Origin of the sequence: Cytobacillus sp. OWB-43 (genome assembly GCF_034651445.1) — a bacterium.
GTDB lineage: Bacteria > Bacillota > Bacilli > Bacillales > Cytobacillaceae > Cytobacillus > Cytobacillus kochii.
In genome coordinates, this window is record NZ_JAYEFF010000002.1 from 237,818 (window position 1) to 257,098 (window position 19,281).

Below are 19,281 nucleotides of genomic sequence, written 5' to 3' on the forward strand. Positions count from 1 at the left end.
TTAGGTATATTATTTCGGAATTGTCATGTTTTGTTGATTTTTCTGACTAAATAGGTTGAAAGGAGTGTTTATATGAAAATAATATCCATCACATTAGCTGGATTACTCAGTCTAGTAATTATCGTGGTGAGCCACGTTACTTGGGTGGAAAGAACAAGCGTCAATGGAAATACGAATGTAAGTATGGGAGAAAAAGAGAGACAAAACGAGGATAAAGCAAACCAGTCACACTATTTAGGAATGGCTGCTAATTGGCCAGAAGGTGCCATCCAATCTTATGCAAATACATTAGAAAACAACGTCCCATATAACGTTGTGCTCGTTGGTTCTACTTCTACCACTGGTGAAGAAGACAGTTGGGCTGCGCAGTTATCAGCTGAATTACACGAACATTATCAAGAAACAATGAAGGTAGAAACCGTTCATTTTGATCGTTTTTCAGGTGACTTTAATATTGATGAAGTAGTCCGGTTTTCACCGGATCTAGTATTAATTGAACCGTTCTTAATGAAAGATAATGATTGGTATGAGGACGTGACTGCACCGCTTGAGAATATCGACAACTGGAGAGAAACACTTTCAGAAATGAATCCAGAAGTAACCGTGATGTTGCAGCCTGCCAATCCATTTTATTTACCGCAAAAATATATGCAGCAAGTGGATGCGTTAGAAACGTATGCTTCTGTACAAGGATTAACTTATATTAACCATTGGGAAGCTTGGCCAGATACTAATGATCCATTCATACGAGAGTACTTGGAGGAAGATTACTACCCGAATGAACAAGGTCATCATCTATGGGTAGAATATTTACGAGAATATTTTATAGCAGAAGAGTGATTAAAACTGCACATACATCTCACGCTCAATGATTATAGCTTTACTAATATAATGCAAAAGGAGCCGAATAAAGGCTCCTTTTTTTACACTTATAACCCTGTCCAGTTCCAATAAGTAAAGTAAAACAAAATCATCAATATAAAATAAATCGGCATTAAGAACATATTTAACTTTAATAAAATATTGGCACGATAACTCATCGTGTCATGCTCATAGTATACTAATAATGCCTTCGAACTGACCGGGAAAGTTAAGCAATAGTTCATCCCTACTAAGCTTAAAAAGAGCATGGAGGATGGCTCTAAATTAAGTGTCATACTAAGCATTAATATACCTGGCACCATCACTACAGCCCTTGTCGTATGAGAGGTAATATAAATGTGACTGGTAATAGCGATAAGGATGATAAGACTCACAAGACCCCATGCAGGGATAGGTGGAAAAGCACCAATTAGCTTGAATACTTCCTGCTCTATCCAGCTTACCGCACCTGTTTCCACCAGGTTCTTACCTAATGCTGTTGCAGCAGCGACAAATAAAATCAAATTCCACGATACAGCCTGTAAACCCTTCTTCCAGGTAATGACGCCATACTTAGGCAGCATAAAAATAAAGGCACCTACAATTGTAATCAAACCTATTTCATATCCATGAAGTGCTTCTGTTAGCCACAACAAAATCAAGACAGTTAAAAGAATAAGGGTTTGCTTCTCCTTTTTGGAAACAGGCTTTACTTCATATATATTGTTGATATTGTTCGCGTCAAATGGGGCTGCAGTTAATTCCTTTGAAAAAAATAATTTAAAAACAAAATATGTGATGAAACTGATGATCAAGGTAAAAGGGAGCCCCCATATCAACCAATTTATATAAGAGATACTATCTCCTGTGGTCTTCTCTAATATTTCAATCCCGATTAAATGTGAACCCGCTCCTAATAAAGTTGAAGAGGTTGTCATTAAAATAATGACTGGTACGAACAATGCAATGATTTCTCTTTGTTGCTTATTCTTAACAAGATTCGCTATTTCTCTTACAATTGGCAACATGAGTACCGCCCTGCCGGAAGTGGAAGGAATAAAGATAGCCAATGGAAACAGAGACAACATCAAATACAATAATAGTTGGTTTGTGTTTTTAGCTTTATGAATAATCACTCGTGTCATTCGAAGAGATAGACCAGAAGAACTAAATGCTTCTCCAATAATAAAAGCACCAATCATCAACCAAATGATCTCCGAAGAAAAGGACGAATAGAGCACATCTGTATTTGCACCATTTAATAAAATGAGTAATAGTAATGCACCTAAAGCCACATAAGCGGCAGGAAGTTTTGTACATACCCATAAAGCTAGTGTAATAATGAAAACAATCATAGAAACCTTTGCATCATAAGCTATATTGTCTGTGAAAACAATAAATGAACACACAAATGAGAGAAGAATGACGATGATTTGTGTTACATTTGGCAGCTTAGTTAAGTATGTTTTAGTAGATTGTTGCTTGTTTTCTAGTAAACGATTAGATTTCATATGATACCTTTACCCAATTTCCTTTCAGCAATACGATAGCCAACCTGAATTTGACGTACAGCTGCCTCTGCACAATCAGCAATTAAATTTGCTGCGTCTTCCATCGCCTTTTCTAATGAAGTTGGCTTCTGAATAATGCTCATATAAGCATCAATCCCACTTGTATAGTTTACCCATGCATCCTTTCCAATGGACCCAGTAATTGCAATCACCGGTATGCCCAATTGTTTTGCTAATCTAGCAACTTCCGCAGGAATCTTCCCGTTTGGTGTCTGTCTATCTATACACCCTTCCGCAGTTAATACAAGGTCAGCACCTTCTAGATGTTCTTCAATTTGAATATATTTCATAATAATTTCATAACGTGGAAATAGTTTTGCACCTGCAAATGCCACTAACCCTGCCCCTAACCCCCCAGATGCGCCACTACCTGGTAGCGTTTTCACATCATGCCCCGTAGCCTTCTCTATTAAATTAGCAAAGTGCGATAAACCATTAGCCAATATCTCTACCTCTAGTAAGGAAGCTCCTTTTTGGGGTGCAAATACGTGCGCCACCCCCTTTGGACCACAAAGTACATTATGCCAATTACACGCGACATGCATTTGTACTTGAGATAATCTTGGGTCTATATTGGTTAAATCCATATATGCAATATCACTTAAGCAGCCCCCTCCCGTTATTTCTATTGGTTGATGATTTTGAGAATAAAATTTAGCACCCAACGCTTGTGCCATACCCGCCCCACCATCGGATGTACCCGAATCACCACAGCCAAATAAAATATGAGTCGCTCCTGATTCTAAGGCAGCTAAAATTAATTCTCCTACACCATAAGTATGAGTATTTAAAGGGTTACGTTTGTGAAGAGGAACCATTCTAAGCCCAGCAATAGCGGCCATTTCAATTACGGCTGTTTTTACGTTGTTTTCCTCATACAACCCAAAGTATGTCTGTACTTTTTCACCTACAGGATTTGTGGCGTCAATAAATTTAAGTTCACCTTTCTTAATTTTAATAATTGTTTTGACAAAACCTTCTCCACCATCAACCATTGGAATAACATGCGTATCCACAGCGGAATCAAAACGCCTGATCCCTTTATCAATCGCACTCGCTACTTCCTCAGCTTCCAAACACTCCTTAAAACCAGATGGGATAATCACTATTTTCATTTTACTGCCTCCAAGTCATTTTTTTATTAGGAAAATGAGCCATTTCCATTTAAATCCGTCACTTCTAAGCTTTTTCACTTTCCTTGTTATCTTCTATACTAGTTTTTGAAGATGAGAACTCTATGTAAGAACCATGATAGTTAGATTAGAAATCAATAAGAATGAACCCAAATAATCAACCGAAATAAAAAAGACATGTAAATGGTTCTCACCAAATACATGCCAGGCCTCATTAATCCAACTCTTTTTTTATTATCTCTCCAGTTTTTGCATTCATCTCTATTTCCACTTCGCCTTTTTTGGAATCAGCTTCAATTTCATAAACAATGAGACCATCTTCTTCATCCAGTTCAATTTCATTCACTTTACCGTTAGACGCCTTTTCTGCAATTGCTATCGCATCTTTTTCTTGTATGATCCGTTGCTTGATTAATTGCTTATCATCATCGTTAGCGTCGTCTCTATCTCTTTCGATATCATCATCTTCATTACCTTGATCCCTTTGGATAGAATCACCTGAAGAGGCATCTACTTTTACGTCCTGTACATCATCGTTATCGTCATCGTATCCCCTATCGTCAGATTGATTCTCCCCATCATCTTGTTTACTGATGGCAATGACATCCGCCTCTCCGGCCTGAGATACTTTTTCATCTAATTCTGTATTGATAGAAGTAGCATTTGTTTCATCATTATTTGTAGCCCCAACAGCAACCGCTCCACCCATAATTACACCAGTTATGATTAAACCAACAAAAATTTTATTTTTCATGATTAATATCCTCCTTTAATCTTCTGATTACTTATAATATAATTGCGTAAGATTAAGGAATGAGGTGAGTAACATTAGAATTTGCTAAAAAGTAAGATTAATCATCAAATGAAATAGTAGCTTTCCCTGTTAAAGTATGAACTTGTACGGTTGCCTCATTATCATCATCGGTTTCAATTTCAATGAGATAATAAGTTTGGCCTCCAATATTTTCAATTTCGATATCATCATCGACTGCCCCTTTTACATGTTCCAACGCGATTTTAATTGCTTCATCTTTAGAAATAGCCACTGGACGATCTTCTTCTTTTTGTTTGCCTTCTTCCGGGTTTTCTTCTTTAGGTTTTTCAGCTTTATCTTTTGAAACAATTGAACCTGTTACTGCATCTACTTTAACAATATACTCCTCTTTATTCTCCAGAACTTTAGCTACATAAACATCTTTCTGATTTTCGGTTTTTTTACTAATAGATAAAATATCATCGCTTGACAGTAATAAGATACTTTCTATTTCCTTTTCATTCTTTATCGTTTTATTACGATCATCACCGCCACTTGAGTTATCTCCAAGTTTCTTTAAAGATATTATATCTCCATTTTCTGCATTTAAAGAAACTTCATATATTCCGCTTTCTCTCGTCATTTTTATGTGATAAGCACTTTGTTGTAATTCGATATTTGTTACTTTGCTGCCTTTATACCTTTCCTCAATTAAGGCAAGGGCGTCATCTTTAGTAATTGTTTTCGCAGAAGTAGTTACTCCTTGCCATGTAACAATAATAATAAAGGTTGCGATGACAACTAACCCAAGAGTAATCCATAACCCTTTTCTTCTCATTATTATCCTCCATTCTATATCCCTTTCCTTTATTATCTAATAAAAAAATTAAAAGAAAATGAGAAAGCACTGATCGATTAATTAATTTTTGTTTTCCTATGTTCGTTATTAAACACCATGGTAACCGTTGTTCCTAGATTTTCAACACTTTGTAATTTTATCTCAATGGCTAAAGCCTCGGCAATTTCCTTCGCTAAAGAAAGTCCAAGTCCGACTCCTCCTGTTTTTCTGGACCTTGCTTTATCAATACGGTAAAAACGTTCAAATATTTTGGGAAGCTCATTCTCATCTATACCTATTCCACGGTCAGAAACATGAATAAGTATTTCTTCGTTACTATTCTCACTCAAAGTGATTGTAATTTCATCATTACTATACTTTCTTGCGTTATCAAGGAATATAAAAAGTAATTGCTTTAACTTTTGTTCATCTGAGTAAATGGACGCATTGCCATCAATTTCACTTTCAAAAATAATCCTTCGATTGTAGCCGTTCTGGAAAGCTTTTGCTGAATCTACCAAAAAGTCGCTTAGGCTAATTTTGGTTGTTTCTATATTCCATTGTTGATTATGTTGTGCTAGGAGTAATAGTTGTTCTGTCAAATTTTTCATTCTAATGGCTTCAGAATGAATCGCTTCAATTGATTCTTTAAAAAGTTCCTCATCATGCAATCCTCGTCTTTTTAAAAGACTGGTATAGCTTTCAATTACAGTTAGTGGTGTTTTTAGTTCATGGGAAGCACTTGAAGCAAATTGTTTTTGCTTATCAAAGTTGACCTCGAGTAAATCAATCATATGATTAAAAGTCGTACCCATTTCATGCAATTCGTCATTGGAATCTTTATTTAATGGCAGCCGTTTAAATTTCCCACTTTCTCTAATTTCACTCATCGTCTTAATCATTGAAGTAATCGGCGCAATAATAAGGTTGCCTAATAACCTACTAGAAATAATAACTGGAATCATCGCAACTAAGGTTACAATGATTAAAACCAACCGTAATACTTTTAAATTTTCTGTCGTTCTTACAATGCTTTTGGCGATTTGCAGGTTAGCTATTTCACCATTGCTCAAAATAATCGGAATCGAACCAAAAGTATATGAGGTTTCACCCTCTTTAATCTCGACATTTAATGAGGAACTAAATGATTTCTCTATGTTATGAGCCTCTTTATTAAAAGAAGGATCCACAAATGTACTAGCTGCTTTTTGGCTATCCTCATAAACGATACGAACCATACCGTCGATAGGAATATAAGCCCGAAGTAACGTGTCCATTGGTACCGTGGCAAGTGACTGATCGATTTCAGCAGCATTTCTTTCCAATTCCAGTTTCCCACGGTCAAGTTCACTATTCATCATCATATTGCTAAACAGCAAATAAATAGAGATATTCATGACGATTAGTAATATGAGGAACAAGATAGAAGTATATAGATTGATTTTGTTTTTTAACTTCATTTCATCTCCCTTATTACATAACCTACACCTCGTACCGTATGGATAAGCGCAGGGAGATTTTCAACGTCAATTTTCTTCCTTATATATCGAATATAAACATCAACAACATTTGTATCACCAATAAAATCATATCCCCAGACTGCTTCAACAATTTGATCACGATTCAGTACTTGTCGTTTATTTACCAATAAATAAACAAGCAAATCAAACTCCCTCGGTGTCAATTCAATAAATGTATCCCCACGAAAAACTTCTCTTGTTTTCTCATTCACTTTTAAATTAGCAATCGTAAGCACATCTTCTTCATTTTCTACTTCCTCAGTGACTTTATTTCGGAATGCCACACGGACTCTGGCCAGCAACTCTTCTATTTGAAAAGGCTTTGTTATATAATCATTCGCACCTAAATCTAATCCAGAGACTTTGTCTTCAACTGAGCTTTTCGCAGTTAAAAGTATGACCGGTGTATGGTTATCATTAGCCCTAATTCTTCTTAACAACTCTATTCCGCTAATCCCCGGAAGCATAATATCTAATAATACGAGATCCCATATTTTGCTTTTATAAGTATGGAATCCTTCTAACCCATCAAGCGCTTTCGTCACTTCATATCCTTCATATTCCAGCTCTAATTCTAATAACCGTGCAATTTTTTCTTCGTCTTCAATGACGAGAATTGATTTTTTGTCCATTAAATACCCACCCTTTACAATCCACTTTATGATTGATTGTAGATTCTTTTTATTAAGATTCTATTACTTTATGAATATATTTATATTAATACCTTTCAACCCCAGTTTCTGTTAAAATCCGTGTTTATTAAACGGCCAAATGGCTCATTTCTCATCATTTTTTAAAAGAGGCAATTAAATATGAGCTTTCTTTTTTTGAAAGGACTTATCTAGTACAATCGTTTGTTTTTGAATTGAGACTTTTATTGGATGAATTTAACCGGAGCATTTGTTATGGTTAATTAAAATTATATTTACAGGAGATGAAATTGCATCATGTATAAATGGCAACTTGCACTAATTACTGGGATACTGCTCCTCTCTGCTTGTAACAGTAATTCCGGTGAGGAATCGGACATGAATAAAGAGAAGACCCATGAAGTGTCTCAATCATCTGATGAAAAAGAGGCAAACTCAAAATCAGGTAACCATTCAGTCCCTGTACAAAACATAGCAAATGATAAGATTTCTAACGAAAAGTATTTGTCTTCATTACCAGAATACGGCAAAATCATAGAACTAATCGGTGATCAAGATTATCTCTTCACAAAAGAGTCAGATACTGGAAGTAAACGCGTGTTTATTATTGAGCAAAATGGTGAAAAACAATATAAAACTATCTTCATCAAGAAAACAAATCGACTTAAAGTGATAAAAATTCACGGTAATGGCGGAGAAGTTTTCAACCAAATATTACCATAAAAAGAATGACAGAAAAGACACTAATAGCAGGTGGAAGTAATGAAAGTCGACCGGACCCTTTGAGGTTATTCTTTAAGTATTTATACATTTCTATGGCATGAAAGAAGTTTAAGGAAATTCGCGCCATGATTTCCTATCCGATTCAAACCAATTGTTTCTAGGTAACTTGCACATCTTCATACCTGTTGTTCGCATTTTGGCTTTGCCCATACCTTTTCCCCAAAGGTATAGGTATAACTTATGCTCATGTGTTTGGTTGTAAAGAGGCTAGAGCAAAACAAACACAATAGAAACTAATTTTCCTCACATTGTTCGCCGGAACTTAATAAAGAGTGACACCATTTTAGGGTCACTCTTTGTTCATCATTTCACTGACGGGTGTTTTTTCCTTGCAAGGAATAACATGATGGTACCTGCTAGTAAGATCGTCATACCCATTGCTAAATAGTTATAGCTGTTGGTTGACGTATTTGGTAGAGACTTACCTGTTTTCTCCTCTGGTTTGGCGCCAGATTTCATTTGTTCTTTTTTCCCTTTGATGACATCTGATGGTGTTTTACCATCAGTTGGTTTTTTATTACCATTGCCTGGGTCTGGTTTTTTCGTTGGTGGAGGAGGGGTGTTGCCCTCGCCCGTTCCGTCTTCATCTACTGTTGTTGTTGCTTCTGCATAAGTATAACCAAGGATTTCATATTCTTCGTCATAGGCCATCAATTCAATAGTGTATGTTGTGTCTTTCTCAAGTTCTGTCCAAATATGCGAGAGTGTATCTGCATCCACGATTTCATACTCTTCTCCATTTAGAGAGATTTCATATTCATAGACTGCTCCTTCACCATCGTATATCCATTCTGTTTCAATAGAGTCCTCTGTTGCTTCTACTTTTGTGAAGTAAAGATCTTCACTAATCGTGAATACATAATCGAAATAAATTTCAATTTCTTCTCCATCCGCATTTAGTGCTGCAATAGCAACTTCATACGGCGTTCCCGGAGATAGTCCAGTAAATACATAACTAGATTCTGTTCCAGGTACTGTATCTACTAATTCACCATCTATATACAATTCATAATCTGCTACTTCTTCTTCCCCAATATATTCCCATTCTGCATAGATTGAATCATGCGTCGCTGTTAAAGAGGTAAAGCTTAAGTTCCCCATTTCTTCTTCATAGAAAACTTCCACACCGCGCATTCTTAATTCTTTAATCACTTCCATCGCTTTCGATCCTTCCGAAATGTCAAGCGTTGGGACCGAGATGAAAGAGACAATAGCTAAGTAAGGTAAATCTAGTAATGGCGAAATATCCGTAATAGCTGTTTCATCCATTGCTAAGAATAATAGATTATTACCATTCTTAAGTGGCGTAATGTCAGTAATAGCATTACCCGAAATAATAAGACCTTGTAAAACATGAGCATTCTCAGAATTTAACCAATCAAGATTCGTCATATTTGTATAATCTGCAAGTAAGAATAGTAACTGTAATTTCGCTAGTGATTTGAAATCACTAATTGGATTATCCGATACGATTAAGTATTGCAGATTGGCTGCTTTTTCGATTCCTTTAAGACTTGTTAGTTCATTATCATATAGTGATAATTCGATTAAGCTACTTGGCAAAACAGGGAGCTTCTTATATCCATTGCTATCTGCTGAAAGCGATTGTAAGTTAGGTAAACCTTGTATTGGTGATAAATCGAGTCCAGGATTGTAGGAAGCAACAAGCATATTCAAGTTTGTTAAGCCCGACAATGGTTTTAAATCTTTCACTTTCGTGTCATCAATAAATAATACCGATAACTTACTCAAGCCTTTAATCGCTGTTAGATCACTGACTGGGTTCCCTGTTATCGATAGCTCTTCAAGGTTTGTAGCCAGCTCTAGTCCAGCTAAATTCCGAACACCTTCATAATCAACATACAGTGAAGTTAAATTTTTCATATCACTTTCATATATGTCACGGCTAATGCCAAGAGTCATCTTAATCATGTCTCTTAACCCTTTATCCTTAATCGACACTTTTTTTCCTTCAGGTAATTTTGCCGTTTTCACATCCATTGTTGCCCGACCAATTAATTGTTTACCGTCGTAAGCCTTAATAACGATATTATAGGTTGTATCTGCCTTTAAGTTCTTAAATACATGTTCTTCTAAACCAGATACTTTCGTTTCTTTCCCGTCAATAGAAACAATATAATGATCTGGGTACAAATTGAAATTGGCTTCAGGCCAGTAACTCCAATACACTTGGATACTTGATTCATTGACAAATCCACGCTCTACCATCATATTTACATCATCTGCTTCATTGCTGTACACGGTTACGCCTTTTGCAGTTAAATCTTTCAGTACAGCTTGTGCCCCAGCATTTTCACCAATCCAAGGCAGACCATAAGCATAAACTGTTTGAAGATTCGTTAATTTTTTTAGGAAATCCAGGTTGGCTAGTGAAGTATGAGAGATATTTAATTCCACTAAACTTTTACTAAAAATACTTGTATCTTTAATAGCTAATCCTGTGACATCAAGGTCTTTTAACTTTGTTAATGCTTTGATTGGTGTTAAATCAGCAATGTCATTATAACCGAGATGCAATGTTTCTAAATTTGTCGCAAATTGTAATCCTTCAATAGATGTTACCCATAAATTCGAGATTGATAGACTGGTTAAACGGTCTAAGTCAGCTTGATAAATAGCGCGCTTTAACCCTAATTCATCTTTAATTGCTTGCTCAAGAGTACTGTCTTCGAATGGAATAACTTCTCCTGTAGGTACTGCCGATGTTGTTACTTCTACCTCTGCTGAAGATACTACACTACCTTTTTGAACACCTTCTACTTTCACTTTATATGTAGTAGCAGGGGCTAATTTCGTTAATGCATAGGTTGTTTTATTTGGTGAAACGACTTCTTTTAAATTGCCATCAACGTATAATCTAAATTCATCAACATCCACTAAACTCCACGAAATGTCAGCTGTTGTATCAGTTATCTTATGAGCAACAATATTTAAGGAAGGGACAGTTTCATCTTTTACTGCTGCTTCTTCATCCGCAACTTGTTCTTCTTCCTCAACAACTGTTTCATCTTCTTTTGGTGACTCTTCGCTAGCTTCCTCTTCTACAACCGGCATTTCAACCGTTAACGTTGTTTCGTTACTTTGCGCCTTACCTTGCGCAATCGCATAAGTCACTGTATCTCCAGGTTTCACCTCAGAATCAATCAATTCATATATACGATAAACGCCATCTTCCCCAGTTTGTTCTTGACTCATTTCTGGTTGGCTGGCAAGAACCGAACGTTCTCCGTTTTTAACGAGGGTGAACAATTCTGCATTCTCATTTGCAGATTCTTCATATTTCACTCGCCATTTCAATTTCACTTGCCCATCAATATATTCTGGATTTTGCAATTGAATATCTAATGGTTTTTCCACATCAGTTGTTCCTGGTGAAGTCGGTGTTTCCTCCGTACTCTCTGTCTCCGCTAGAACGGATGCAGGGATGAAAGAAAAAACGAGCATCATGGATAAAAGTAGATGGATAGCTTTTTTCATTCCCAATTCCCCTATTCTCTCTATTTTTAGAAATATATTCCTTTCAATACAGATGTATCATATAACGAATAGATGGGCTTGTATAGATACTTACGATAAAATATTTTTCGACATCATCCCTTGAGGAAAATAAAGGTTTTTGTCGAAACATGACTTGGCTAGGTTGCTATCCCAATCACCGGAGTACTTGTTTGATAAGCGATTGCGCGGGATACGTCAGAGGATGTTTTGATCGTTGATTTACGATGTAGTCACGGCATGTGCTGCTTATCTCTCTCGAAGATTTGATCGGTTGGGGGTGGTTATAGGAGTGATAAAATTTTTTGAAAGGTAACTCCTCGAGAAAGGAGAATCGTGGATCGGGTTGGTAGCCATTGGGATAAGCTCTGTTGAGGCGATTCTGTCCGTTATCCTACCATTTTTTTTGGCTTACTTTGATTTTTGGTATGTTTCTCGGCGTTTCCTACCATATTTTCATGCTCGCTCTGGTTTTTGGTTCGCTTCTCGTCGTACCCTACCATTTCTTCTTGCTTGCTCCGGTTTTGGTATGCTTCTCGCTGTTTCCTACCATATTTTCTTGCTCTCTCTGATTTTTGGTTCGCTTCTCGGCTTTTCCTTCCATATTTTTTGGCTCGCTCTGGTTTTTGGTTCGCTTCTCGTCTTTCCCTACGATATTTTCTTGCTCTCTCTGATTTTTGGTTCGCTTCTCGGCTTTTCCTACCATCTTTTCTTGCTCTCTCCGGTTTTTAGTACATTTCCACACACCCCCCCTCAACGCAGCACCCCTCTCTTTTCCACTACACCCCCATGTTATTACATCAAGCATCTAAAAATAACAAAAGGCTGGAACCACCGAGTCCCAACCTTCAACTTTGTTCTTTATTAGAAACGATCTTTGTTTTTCTCAAATGTATCTTTCACTTTTTCGATGACGATTTTACTGCCACCTTGTTCTTCGACACCTTCAACCATCATTGAGATAAGGAGACGAGGGTCATCCGGGTTATAGGCAACAAACCAGCCGTTTTCTTTACCCTCTTCATCAGCGGTTTGTTTCAGTTCCGCTGTCCCCGTTTTCCCTGCTAGCGGGTAGCCTTCAATACGTGCCGTACGTGCTGTACCGCCTGGTTCGTTCACTACTTTATTCATCGATTCAGCTACAGTTTTAACGGTAGCTTCATCAATTATATTTTCCTTCCACACTTGGCTCTTTTCTTCATCATTCAGGAGCAAGATCGGTTTAATCATTGACCCATTATTGATAAAAGGTGTATAAGAAGTAGCCAAGTGAAGGATGCTCATTTCAACATGTCCTTGCCCGTAACCGGAATCGGCAATTAATGTTTCTTTATCCAGCTCGCCGATTGTAGAAGATTCGAGTGGATAGGCAAAGGGAATATCCTCTGTAAAGCCAAATTCTTTTAACCCAGCAGTTAATTTGTCTTTTCCTAGCTCTAATGCTGCCCTTGCAAAGTAAATATTATCCGAATACATCATCGCCAAATCGAAATTGACTGGCTTTCCAGGATCGCTTACCCTTGTGATTCGGTAATCACCCCAGCGATTATCATCCGGCCACTGCAAGCCCTTCACTTCTATTGTATCTTCAGGTTTAATGGCTCCTTCTTTTAGTGCAAGCGCACCTGTAATTGGTTTAATCACGGAACCTGGTGCATACGTGTGTTGAAAACGGTTCAAGAATGGATTATCACCACTCTCTTCTAGTTCTTCTAATTGCGAGGCAGAGTATCCAAGTGTTGCTTGATTCGGATCGAACCCTGGACTAGAGACAAGGGCCAATGTTTCACCAGTAACAGGGTCAATGGCGGCCGCAGTGGCTGGCTTATGATCCAGTTCTTTATACAAGTCCTCTTGTAATGTGAGGTCAATGGTTAACTGAACGTTGCTACCATTTTCTACTGGTGTTTCGGCCACTACTACCTCTGAACCGTCCTCTTTCTTAATCCCAATTAAGACACCATTTGAACCACGCAGCTTTTCCTCATATACTTTCTCTAAGCCACGGCGTCCGATGACATCATTACTGCCATATCCTTTTCCTTCGTGTTCCTCTAAGTCGTCAGCCGTCACTTGAGCGACATTACCAATTAAGTGTGAGGCCGCCTCGCCGCCAGGGTATACTCGACCTTCAATATCCTTTTTTAATACACCTGGTATGCTCATCAAGTTATTTAATAGTTCTTCTTGATTCGTCGCAATTTTCTTGATTGGCACAAATTGATTTGCCTGTACCCAACTCGCGCCTAGTTTATCCTTAACAGAGTTCTCTGAGATCTCAAGTAATTTTGCCACTTGCTTAACCGTTTCATCTTCAGAGTCCATTTGTTCTGGGACAATGCCGATTTCTAAAATCGTCCCATTGAAAGCAAGTGGATCGCCTGAACGATCGACAATTTCTCCCCGTTTTGCCTTCACTGTGTTGTATGTAATTTCATCATTCGGGCCAAGTTCAGGGAAAATATAAGTCGTATCCCATTCAATATACCAATTTTCCTCATCGTCTCTCTCTTCTTTAACTAATGTTGCTTGATGATCAAAGGCAATCTCTCCTGCTAAACTATCCATTTTTGCCGAAAAGGGTAGTTGTAATGATTGCTGATCTGTATCTTGTTCTTTCTCTGATTTTTTATGTGAAATGTCTAAGTTAGCAATGCCTAAATCTGTATATACTTTTTCATAGCGACTGACAAAGTCTTCTTCACTAACTGATTCCTTTGCCTCTTTTGAGAGCATGCCATACATTTTTGCGAACTCTTCTTTATTCCAATATTCTATATATTGAGATAACCGTTGTTCTGGATCAACCTCTTTATTGCATGCGCTAAGAATGGCTAAAACCGTAATGGCCACAAATAAATAGACTATCTTTTTCATGTCTCTCCCCCTCATCAACCATTTTAACACTACGGTCACTTTCATACCATATATAGAACAACGGTTTCATGAGAACATTTTATGAACAAAAAAACCGAGCCTTTATGACAGCTCGGATATTCCTACTTGTTTTTCCTTTTCCTTATGATGAATGGTTTTCAAACGAATGTAGAAACCGATTGCCGCTGCAGTTAGCCCTACGGAAATACCAATCCAAAAACCGTATGCCTCAAGCTCTGTAAAGGCAGCTAAACCATAGCCAACTGGAATACCAATCACCCAATAGGATATAAAAGCAATGATAAATGGTATTTTCACATCTTTATAGCCTCGTAAGACACCTTGTAACCCCGCTTGAGCAGCATCTGAAATCTGATAAAAAATAGCAATCACAAAAAAGTTAGCCGCAAGTAAAATCACTTGTGGATCATTCGAATAGATGGCGGCAATTTGTTCTTTGAAGAACAACAAGAAGATAGAAGCAAAGCCCATAAATGCCATTCCACCTATAACACCAAGCAAACTGTATTTTTTTGCGTTGTCTAAACGTCTGCCCCCAACAGAGTACCCGATCATAATTGTCATCGCCATTGATAGACTAAGAGGGATCATAAATAATAAGGAAGTGAAACTAAACGCCACTTGGTTGGCTGCTACTGTAATCGTTGAAAACATCATACCAACTAAAAGGGTCACAACCGCAAAAATACTAGATTCAAAGAAAATTGTTAATCCTATTGGAATTCCAATGGATAATTGTTCTCTCCATGCTTTTATTGATGGCTTAAACCAAACTTTCCCAATTTTGTAGTTTCTTATTTTACCGATTTTAAAACTGATCAATATACTAATAATTAGAATGAACCAATACGTAAAGCCCGTTGTATAACCTGCACCAACTCCGCCGAGCCTTGGAAAACCAAAGTGACCAAACACTAAGCAGTAGTTCAAGAATATATTTACTGGTACCGCTAATATGGTAATGATCATCGTGATTTGTGTGAATCCTTGTGCATCAAAGAAGTTCCTTAGCACATTGTATAAAAATAACGGCACAATCCCGATTGATAAGCCAAGTAAATAATGAAAAGCAATATATTCAACATTTGGAGCCAAGCTCATTAAACTTAAAATCGGCTCCAGGAAAAAAATACCGATTAAAAGTATAATAACAGCAATAATAGCAGCTAAGTATAACGCTTGTGTCACACTATAGGATATTTTCTCCTTTTTACCTTGTCCTAGTAAATGCGACACAATAGGAGTTATAGCAAGCATAATCCCATTAATCCCTGTAAATACCGGCATCCATATATTGGACCCAATTGCCACTCCAGCCAAATCATCCGTTCCAACGCGGCCAGACATCATCGTATCCGTTAAATTCATTGCATATAGCCCTATTTGCGTCACCATAATCGGCCATAGCACTTGCAAAAATAGCTTAATTTTCTCATTCCACGTTTCTGCATGATACATCTTGTATTCTATCTCCTGTTTCGTCTGATTTTAACGATTATTTATTTTAGCACTGGAATGATGTTGTTTCAATCGAACATCAGAAGTGGATGATAACATATCACTAGCTGGAGCCCACCTTGCATAAAGAATAAGATCCCCTGTTGTCCCTGCTGGAATAACCGTTACCACCTGCCCCGCAGTATTATACCAATTCACAAATCGGTAACCACGTACTGGTCCTGGTGGATTTAATATAATTGGCAGTTCTGAGGCTGTGTACGTTTGTGGGTTTGGACTCACCGTTCTAAATATATTTTGATAAGTAATTGTATCATTAGGTAATCTGACCAACAGGACTTGCGTATTGTCATCACTTAAACGAATCACCCAATCCTCAAACTCGGTTGTCGGCTTAAAAAATTTATCCGCATCTGATTGTACTAAGATCGGATAAGTTGCGGTCGATTCAGCAACTACGATTGGTGTACCAGCATCATTTGGTGTGACATAATTGGTTAAATCTAATTGCACAACAGTCCCTTGGATAAGCGGTGCGGTAATGTAGGCTACGTTACTTCGACCAACAATATAAAGCCCGTTCGCATCCCCAAGCTGATCTTGCATGAGTAGAATACCACCATTATATATACCTGGTGCAGTTTCAGCCATATTCACACCAATATCCCCAACACTATTACTACCTACAAAAGAAATTTCACCTGTATTAAAAATACCTCCGCCAACTAGGGCAGCTTCATTACGTTCAACTAGAGATTCTGTTATCCTTGTTTGGCTATTTGTATTCGTAAATATGCCTCCACCTGTTTCACCAGCATAGTTATCAGTTACTTGAATATTAGTGAGAACGACTTCTGTAATATCATTAACAAACACACCGCCGCCACTTTCAGTTACCCGATTATTTCTTATGATACTCTCCATGATTTGAAGCCCCGCATTTAAATTGACAAACACACCTCCACCATTAGCAGCAATATTTTCGAATATCGTGCATTGGTCGAATATCGTACTTGTTTCATTATTAAAGTATACCCCACCGCCATTAAGGTTGGCTTGATTAGAGAAAATACGGCAAAGAGATAGAGTAATCGTTGCATTTGAATTGATAAATAAACCAGCTCCATTACTGGCAATATTGTCCGCCACTTCACAGTTAACGATATTTATCACACTATTAATGTTAGCAAAGAAAGCTCCACCATTACTTGATGTCGAATTTCCAGTTAGCAAAACATCGTTAAAGGCGATTTGAGATCGCTGGTTAATATACAAGCCGCCTCCATTTTTTAACGCAGTATTGTTTGCGATGCTACCTCTCATGAAGCTTCCAATAACGTCCGGGTTGATTAAGACCCCACCTGCCCCCCTCGTATCAGTTGGTTCTGTTGATTGATTCCCGATAATATCCGTATCAGCAATAGTAAAACTTGTACCTGTATTAAAGTAAATGCCCCCACCAACGGTCGCGATATTATTGGAGATAACTGACCCATTAATAGTGGCACTTCCTTGGTTCACAAAAATAGCTCCACCAAAGCTAGCACAAACATTCTGCACTAACATTGAATCGGTGATATTCGCATGTGCACTTGAAGCAATATATATACCTCCACCAAACTCTGAGGCATCACAATTATAAATGGTTGAATTGTTTACATTACAAATAGCAGATCCAGTTAGATAGAAGGCACCTCCCCTTGGCACAGAAGAATTTTGCAAGGATGAATCGTTAAGCGTTACAATACCCGTACCTGTACAAAAAACAATCGAAGAGGCGACAGTATTTTGTTTATTACCATCTATAGTTAAACCTTGCAAAAGTAGGTTCCCATTTGTAGCAACATTAAAAAGGTATCCTGTAAACCCCGTAAGTCTGGTCAAGATAATAGATGTATTTTCCCCACTTATCTCCACTGTGTAGTTAATTGATAGAGTTGTTTCAAGATCAAAACTATCCGTAACCGTAATAACATCCTCTTGATTACTAATTGCCGTTTGCAGTTCTGCAAAAGTTGAAACCGAAACCATCATGTTCACTCCTATCTGAGCATGTCCTTTTATAACATATGAAGGACTGGACTTACTGGTGAAAAAGAATGACAGTGGCACTCTTATCGGTTATAATTTTGGAAAAGAAAGGATGATGTTTTTGACTGTTTATAAACCACTCGAAGCTTCGACTACTCTCCGTTTTTATCGAGCAATCCACAGTCGCACCGAATTACCTCCAGAATCTGCGTACTATCTTCAATCTTTACAAAAAGGCTATAATGGTGAGAAGAATTGGGCCACCTATCTGAATGAACTCCCGAAGAACATCCCGATTCTATATGATCTTCAATTTGAAGTGAACCAATCTACTATTCAAATTGATGCCCTCTGTATTCTCCAAAACAAACTAGTACTTTTTGAAGTAAAAAACTTCCAAGGAAATTTTTCAGTAAATGGAGATAAGTGGTATAGTCCCTCTCACAAAGAAATGAAGAATCCCCTCAACCAGATCAAACGTGCCGAACCCTTATTCCATCAATTCTTAAAAAAGTACCAACTTAACATGCCGTTTGACTATTACCTTATTTTCGTCCACCCTACTTTTATCCTCTACGGTGCCTCTCATCAAGAACAACTCATTCTTCCAGGACAAATCCCTGAATTCTCGGATGGTCTCAAACAACAAACCTTTTCACCCCAACGGATGCACACAAAAATCATTGATACCTTATTAACAAATCACATAAACAATATCCACTTGCTCCATAAACCTGAATATCACTTTGATCAGATGGCGAAAGGGCTATTTTGCGGGGTTTGTGGAGGGAAGATGAAAAGAAAACATAAAAAGACATTTTCCTGCATGAAATGTCATCACTCTGCTACAGTCAACGATACTGTCTTAAACAATATTCAAGATTATATGGCACTTTTTCCAGAACGTAAGGTAACTACGGCTAATATTTTTGACTGGATTGATGAAGAGGTTAGTAAGAGATTCATTAACTATTTCATGCTTAACAAATTTGAAAGTCATGGCTTAGGAAAATCTACTTATTATAAACAAAACAAATATTGACTGTAACTTAGGATCTAAGAGGAAAAACCATTTGTTACGATTACGCATCTACCTTTTTGATATCTTACACGCGCGCAATTCCCGTTTTCTTTCCTTTCCCTTTTGCGCGTATCCACCATTTACGCGCATTTCTCGGCTTCTTTTCTTTCTCTTTTGCGCGTATCTGCCTATTGCGCGCAATTCCGGTTTTCTTTCCTTTCCCTTTTGCGCGTATCTGCCTTTTACG

Annotated in this window: 14 protein-coding genes; 3 read left to right on the top strand and 11 right to left on the bottom strand. The window is 37.6% G+C overall.

The genetic code is table 11. The features are described 5' to 3' along the window. The first annotated feature begins 72 nt into the window (after nucleotides 1-72). The gene (locus tag U9M49_RS11005) at nucleotides 73-840 is read left to right on the top strand and encodes an SGNH/GDSL hydrolase family protein (RefSeq protein WP_322909801.1); all 768 of its coding nucleotides are present in this window, start codon (nucleotides 73-75) and stop codon (nucleotides 838-840) included. Between the two features lie 89 nt (nucleotides 841-929). Here U9M49_RS11005 and U9M49_RS11010 read toward each other — a convergent pair whose 3' ends face one another. From U9M49_RS11010 to U9M49_RS11035, 6 genes are all read right to left on the bottom strand, one after another. After that, nucleotides 930-2,372 carry an SLC13 family permease gene (locus U9M49_RS11010; RefSeq protein ID WP_322909802.1) on the bottom strand — a complete coding sequence of 481 codons (1,443 nt, stop codon included), beginning with the start codon at nucleotides 2,370-2,372 and terminating at the stop codon, nucleotides 930-932. Then, entirely contained in the window at nucleotides 2,369-3,547 is a 1,179-nt protein-coding gene (locus U9M49_RS11015; RefSeq protein WP_322909804.1) for a glycerate kinase, read from the bottom strand. The genes U9M49_RS11010 and U9M49_RS11015 overlap by 4 nt, the downstream gene beginning before the upstream one ends. Nucleotides 3,548-3,779: 232 nt before the next feature. Continuing rightward, on the bottom strand, nucleotides 3,780-4,319 hold the full coding sequence (locus U9M49_RS11020) for a PepSY domain-containing protein (RefSeq protein WP_322909805.1): 540 nt from the start codon (nucleotides 4,317-4,319) through the stop codon (nucleotides 3,780-3,782). A gap of 97 nt (nucleotides 4,320-4,416) precedes the next feature. Continuing rightward, nucleotides 4,417-5,157, bottom strand: coding sequence for a PepSY domain-containing protein (locus U9M49_RS11025; protein WP_322909806.1), 741 nt, complete (start codon nucleotides 5,155-5,157; stop codon nucleotides 4,417-4,419). Between the two features lie 77 nt (nucleotides 5,158-5,234). Further along, nucleotides 5,235-6,617: a HAMP domain-containing sensor histidine kinase gene (locus tag U9M49_RS11030; protein ID WP_322909807.1), complete on the bottom strand. Its 1,383-nt coding sequence runs from the start codon at nucleotides 6,615-6,617 to the stop codon at nucleotides 5,235-5,237. Further along, nucleotides 6,614-7,309, bottom strand: coding sequence for a response regulator transcription factor (locus tag U9M49_RS11035; protein WP_322909808.1), 696 nt, complete (start codon nucleotides 7,307-7,309; stop codon nucleotides 6,614-6,616). The genes U9M49_RS11030 and U9M49_RS11035 overlap by 4 nt, the downstream gene beginning before the upstream one ends. Before the next feature lie 315 nt (nucleotides 7,310-7,624). Here U9M49_RS11035 and U9M49_RS11040 point away from each other — a divergent pair, with 315 nt between their 5' ends. Further along, nucleotides 7,625-8,050: a hypothetical protein gene (locus U9M49_RS11040; RefSeq protein ID WP_322909809.1), complete on the top strand. Its 426-nt coding sequence runs from the start codon at nucleotides 7,625-7,627 to the stop codon at nucleotides 8,048-8,050. Between the two features lie 363 nt (nucleotides 8,051-8,413). Here U9M49_RS11040 and U9M49_RS11045 read toward each other — a convergent pair whose 3' ends face one another. The 5 genes from U9M49_RS11045 to U9M49_RS11065 all read right to left on the bottom strand — a co-directional run bounded on the left by U9M49_RS11045 (nucleotide 8,414) and on the right by U9M49_RS11065 (nucleotide 18,013). Further along, complete coding sequence (locus tag U9M49_RS11045) at nucleotides 8,414-11,608, bottom strand: fibronectin type III domain-containing protein (protein WP_322909810.1); 3,195 nt, start codon at nucleotides 11,606-11,608, stop codon at nucleotides 8,414-8,416. Between the two features lie 514 nt (nucleotides 11,609-12,122). After that, the gene (locus tag U9M49_RS11050) at nucleotides 12,123-12,332 is read right to left on the bottom strand and encodes a hypothetical protein (protein ID WP_322909811.1); all 210 of its coding nucleotides are present in this window, start codon (nucleotides 12,330-12,332) and stop codon (nucleotides 12,123-12,125) included. Nucleotides 12,333-12,490: 158 nt separating this feature from the next. After that, nucleotides 12,491-14,503: a penicillin-binding transpeptidase domain-containing protein gene (locus U9M49_RS11055; protein ID WP_322909812.1), complete on the bottom strand. Its 2,013-nt coding sequence runs from the start codon at nucleotides 14,501-14,503 to the stop codon at nucleotides 12,491-12,493. Nucleotides 14,504-14,605: 102 nt separating this feature from the next. Further along, on the bottom strand, nucleotides 14,606-15,982 hold the full coding sequence (locus U9M49_RS11060) for an MATE family efflux transporter (protein ID WP_322909813.1): 1,377 nt from the start codon (nucleotides 15,980-15,982) through the stop codon (nucleotides 14,606-14,608). 30 nt (nucleotides 15,983-16,012) lie between these two features. Beyond that, nucleotides 16,013-18,013, bottom strand: coding sequence for a hypothetical protein (locus U9M49_RS11065; protein ID WP_322909814.1), 2,001 nt, complete (start codon nucleotides 18,011-18,013; stop codon nucleotides 16,013-16,015). Between the two features lie 121 nt (nucleotides 18,014-18,134). Here U9M49_RS11065 and U9M49_RS11070 point away from each other — a divergent pair, with 121 nt between their 5' ends. Then, entirely contained in the window at nucleotides 18,135-19,055 is a 921-nt protein-coding gene (locus U9M49_RS11070) for an NERD domain-containing protein (RefSeq protein WP_322909815.1), read from the top strand. Nucleotides 19,056-19,281 lie beyond the last annotated feature (226 nt).

Excerpts from the sequence above, each read along its gene's own strand:
- U9M49_RS11035 (WP_322909808.1), bottom strand. The coding sequence starts at position 7,309 with ATGGACAAAAAATCAATTCTCGTCATTGAAGACGAAGAAAAAATTGCA.
- U9M49_RS11060 (WP_322909813.1), bottom strand. The coding sequence starts at position 15,982 with ATGTATCATGCAGAAACGTGGAATGAGAAAATTAAGCTATTTTTGCAA.
- U9M49_RS11045 (WP_322909810.1), bottom strand. The coding sequence starts at position 11,608 with ATGAAAAAAGCTATCCATCTACTTTTATCCATGATGCTCGTTTTTTCT.
- U9M49_RS11015 (WP_322909804.1), bottom strand. The coding sequence starts at position 3,547 with ATGAAAATAGTGATTATCCCATCTGGTTTTAAGGAGTGTTTGGAAGCT.
- U9M49_RS11020 (WP_322909805.1), bottom strand. The coding sequence starts at position 4,319 with ATGAAAAATAAAATTTTTGTTGGTTTAATCATAACTGGTGTAATTATG.
- U9M49_RS11050 (WP_322909811.1), bottom strand. The coding sequence starts at position 12,332 with ATGGTAGGAAAAGCCGAGAAGCGAACCAAAAATCAGAGAGAGCAAGAA.
- U9M49_RS11030 (WP_322909807.1), bottom strand. The coding sequence starts at position 6,617 with ATGAAGTTAAAAAACAAAATCAATCTATATACTTCTATCTTGTTCCTC.
- U9M49_RS11065 (WP_322909814.1), bottom strand. The coding sequence starts at position 18,013 with ATGGTTTCGGTTTCAACTTTTGCAGAACTGCAAACGGCAATTAGTAAT.
- U9M49_RS11010 (WP_322909802.1), bottom strand. The coding sequence starts at position 2,372 with ATGAAATCTAATCGTTTACTAGAAAACAAGCAACAATCTACTAAAACA.
- U9M49_RS11040 (WP_322909809.1), top strand. The coding sequence starts at position 7,625 with ATGTATAAATGGCAACTTGCACTAATTACTGGGATACTGCTCCTCTCT.
- U9M49_RS11005 (WP_322909801.1), top strand. The coding sequence starts at position 73 with ATGAAAATAATATCCATCACATTAGCTGGATTACTCAGTCTAGTAATT.
- U9M49_RS11055 (WP_322909812.1), bottom strand. The coding sequence starts at position 14,503 with ATGAAAAAGATAGTCTATTTATTTGTGGCCATTACGGTTTTAGCCATT.
- U9M49_RS11025 (WP_322909806.1), bottom strand. The coding sequence starts at position 5,157 with ATGAGAAGAAAAGGGTTATGGATTACTCTTGGGTTAGTTGTCATCGCA.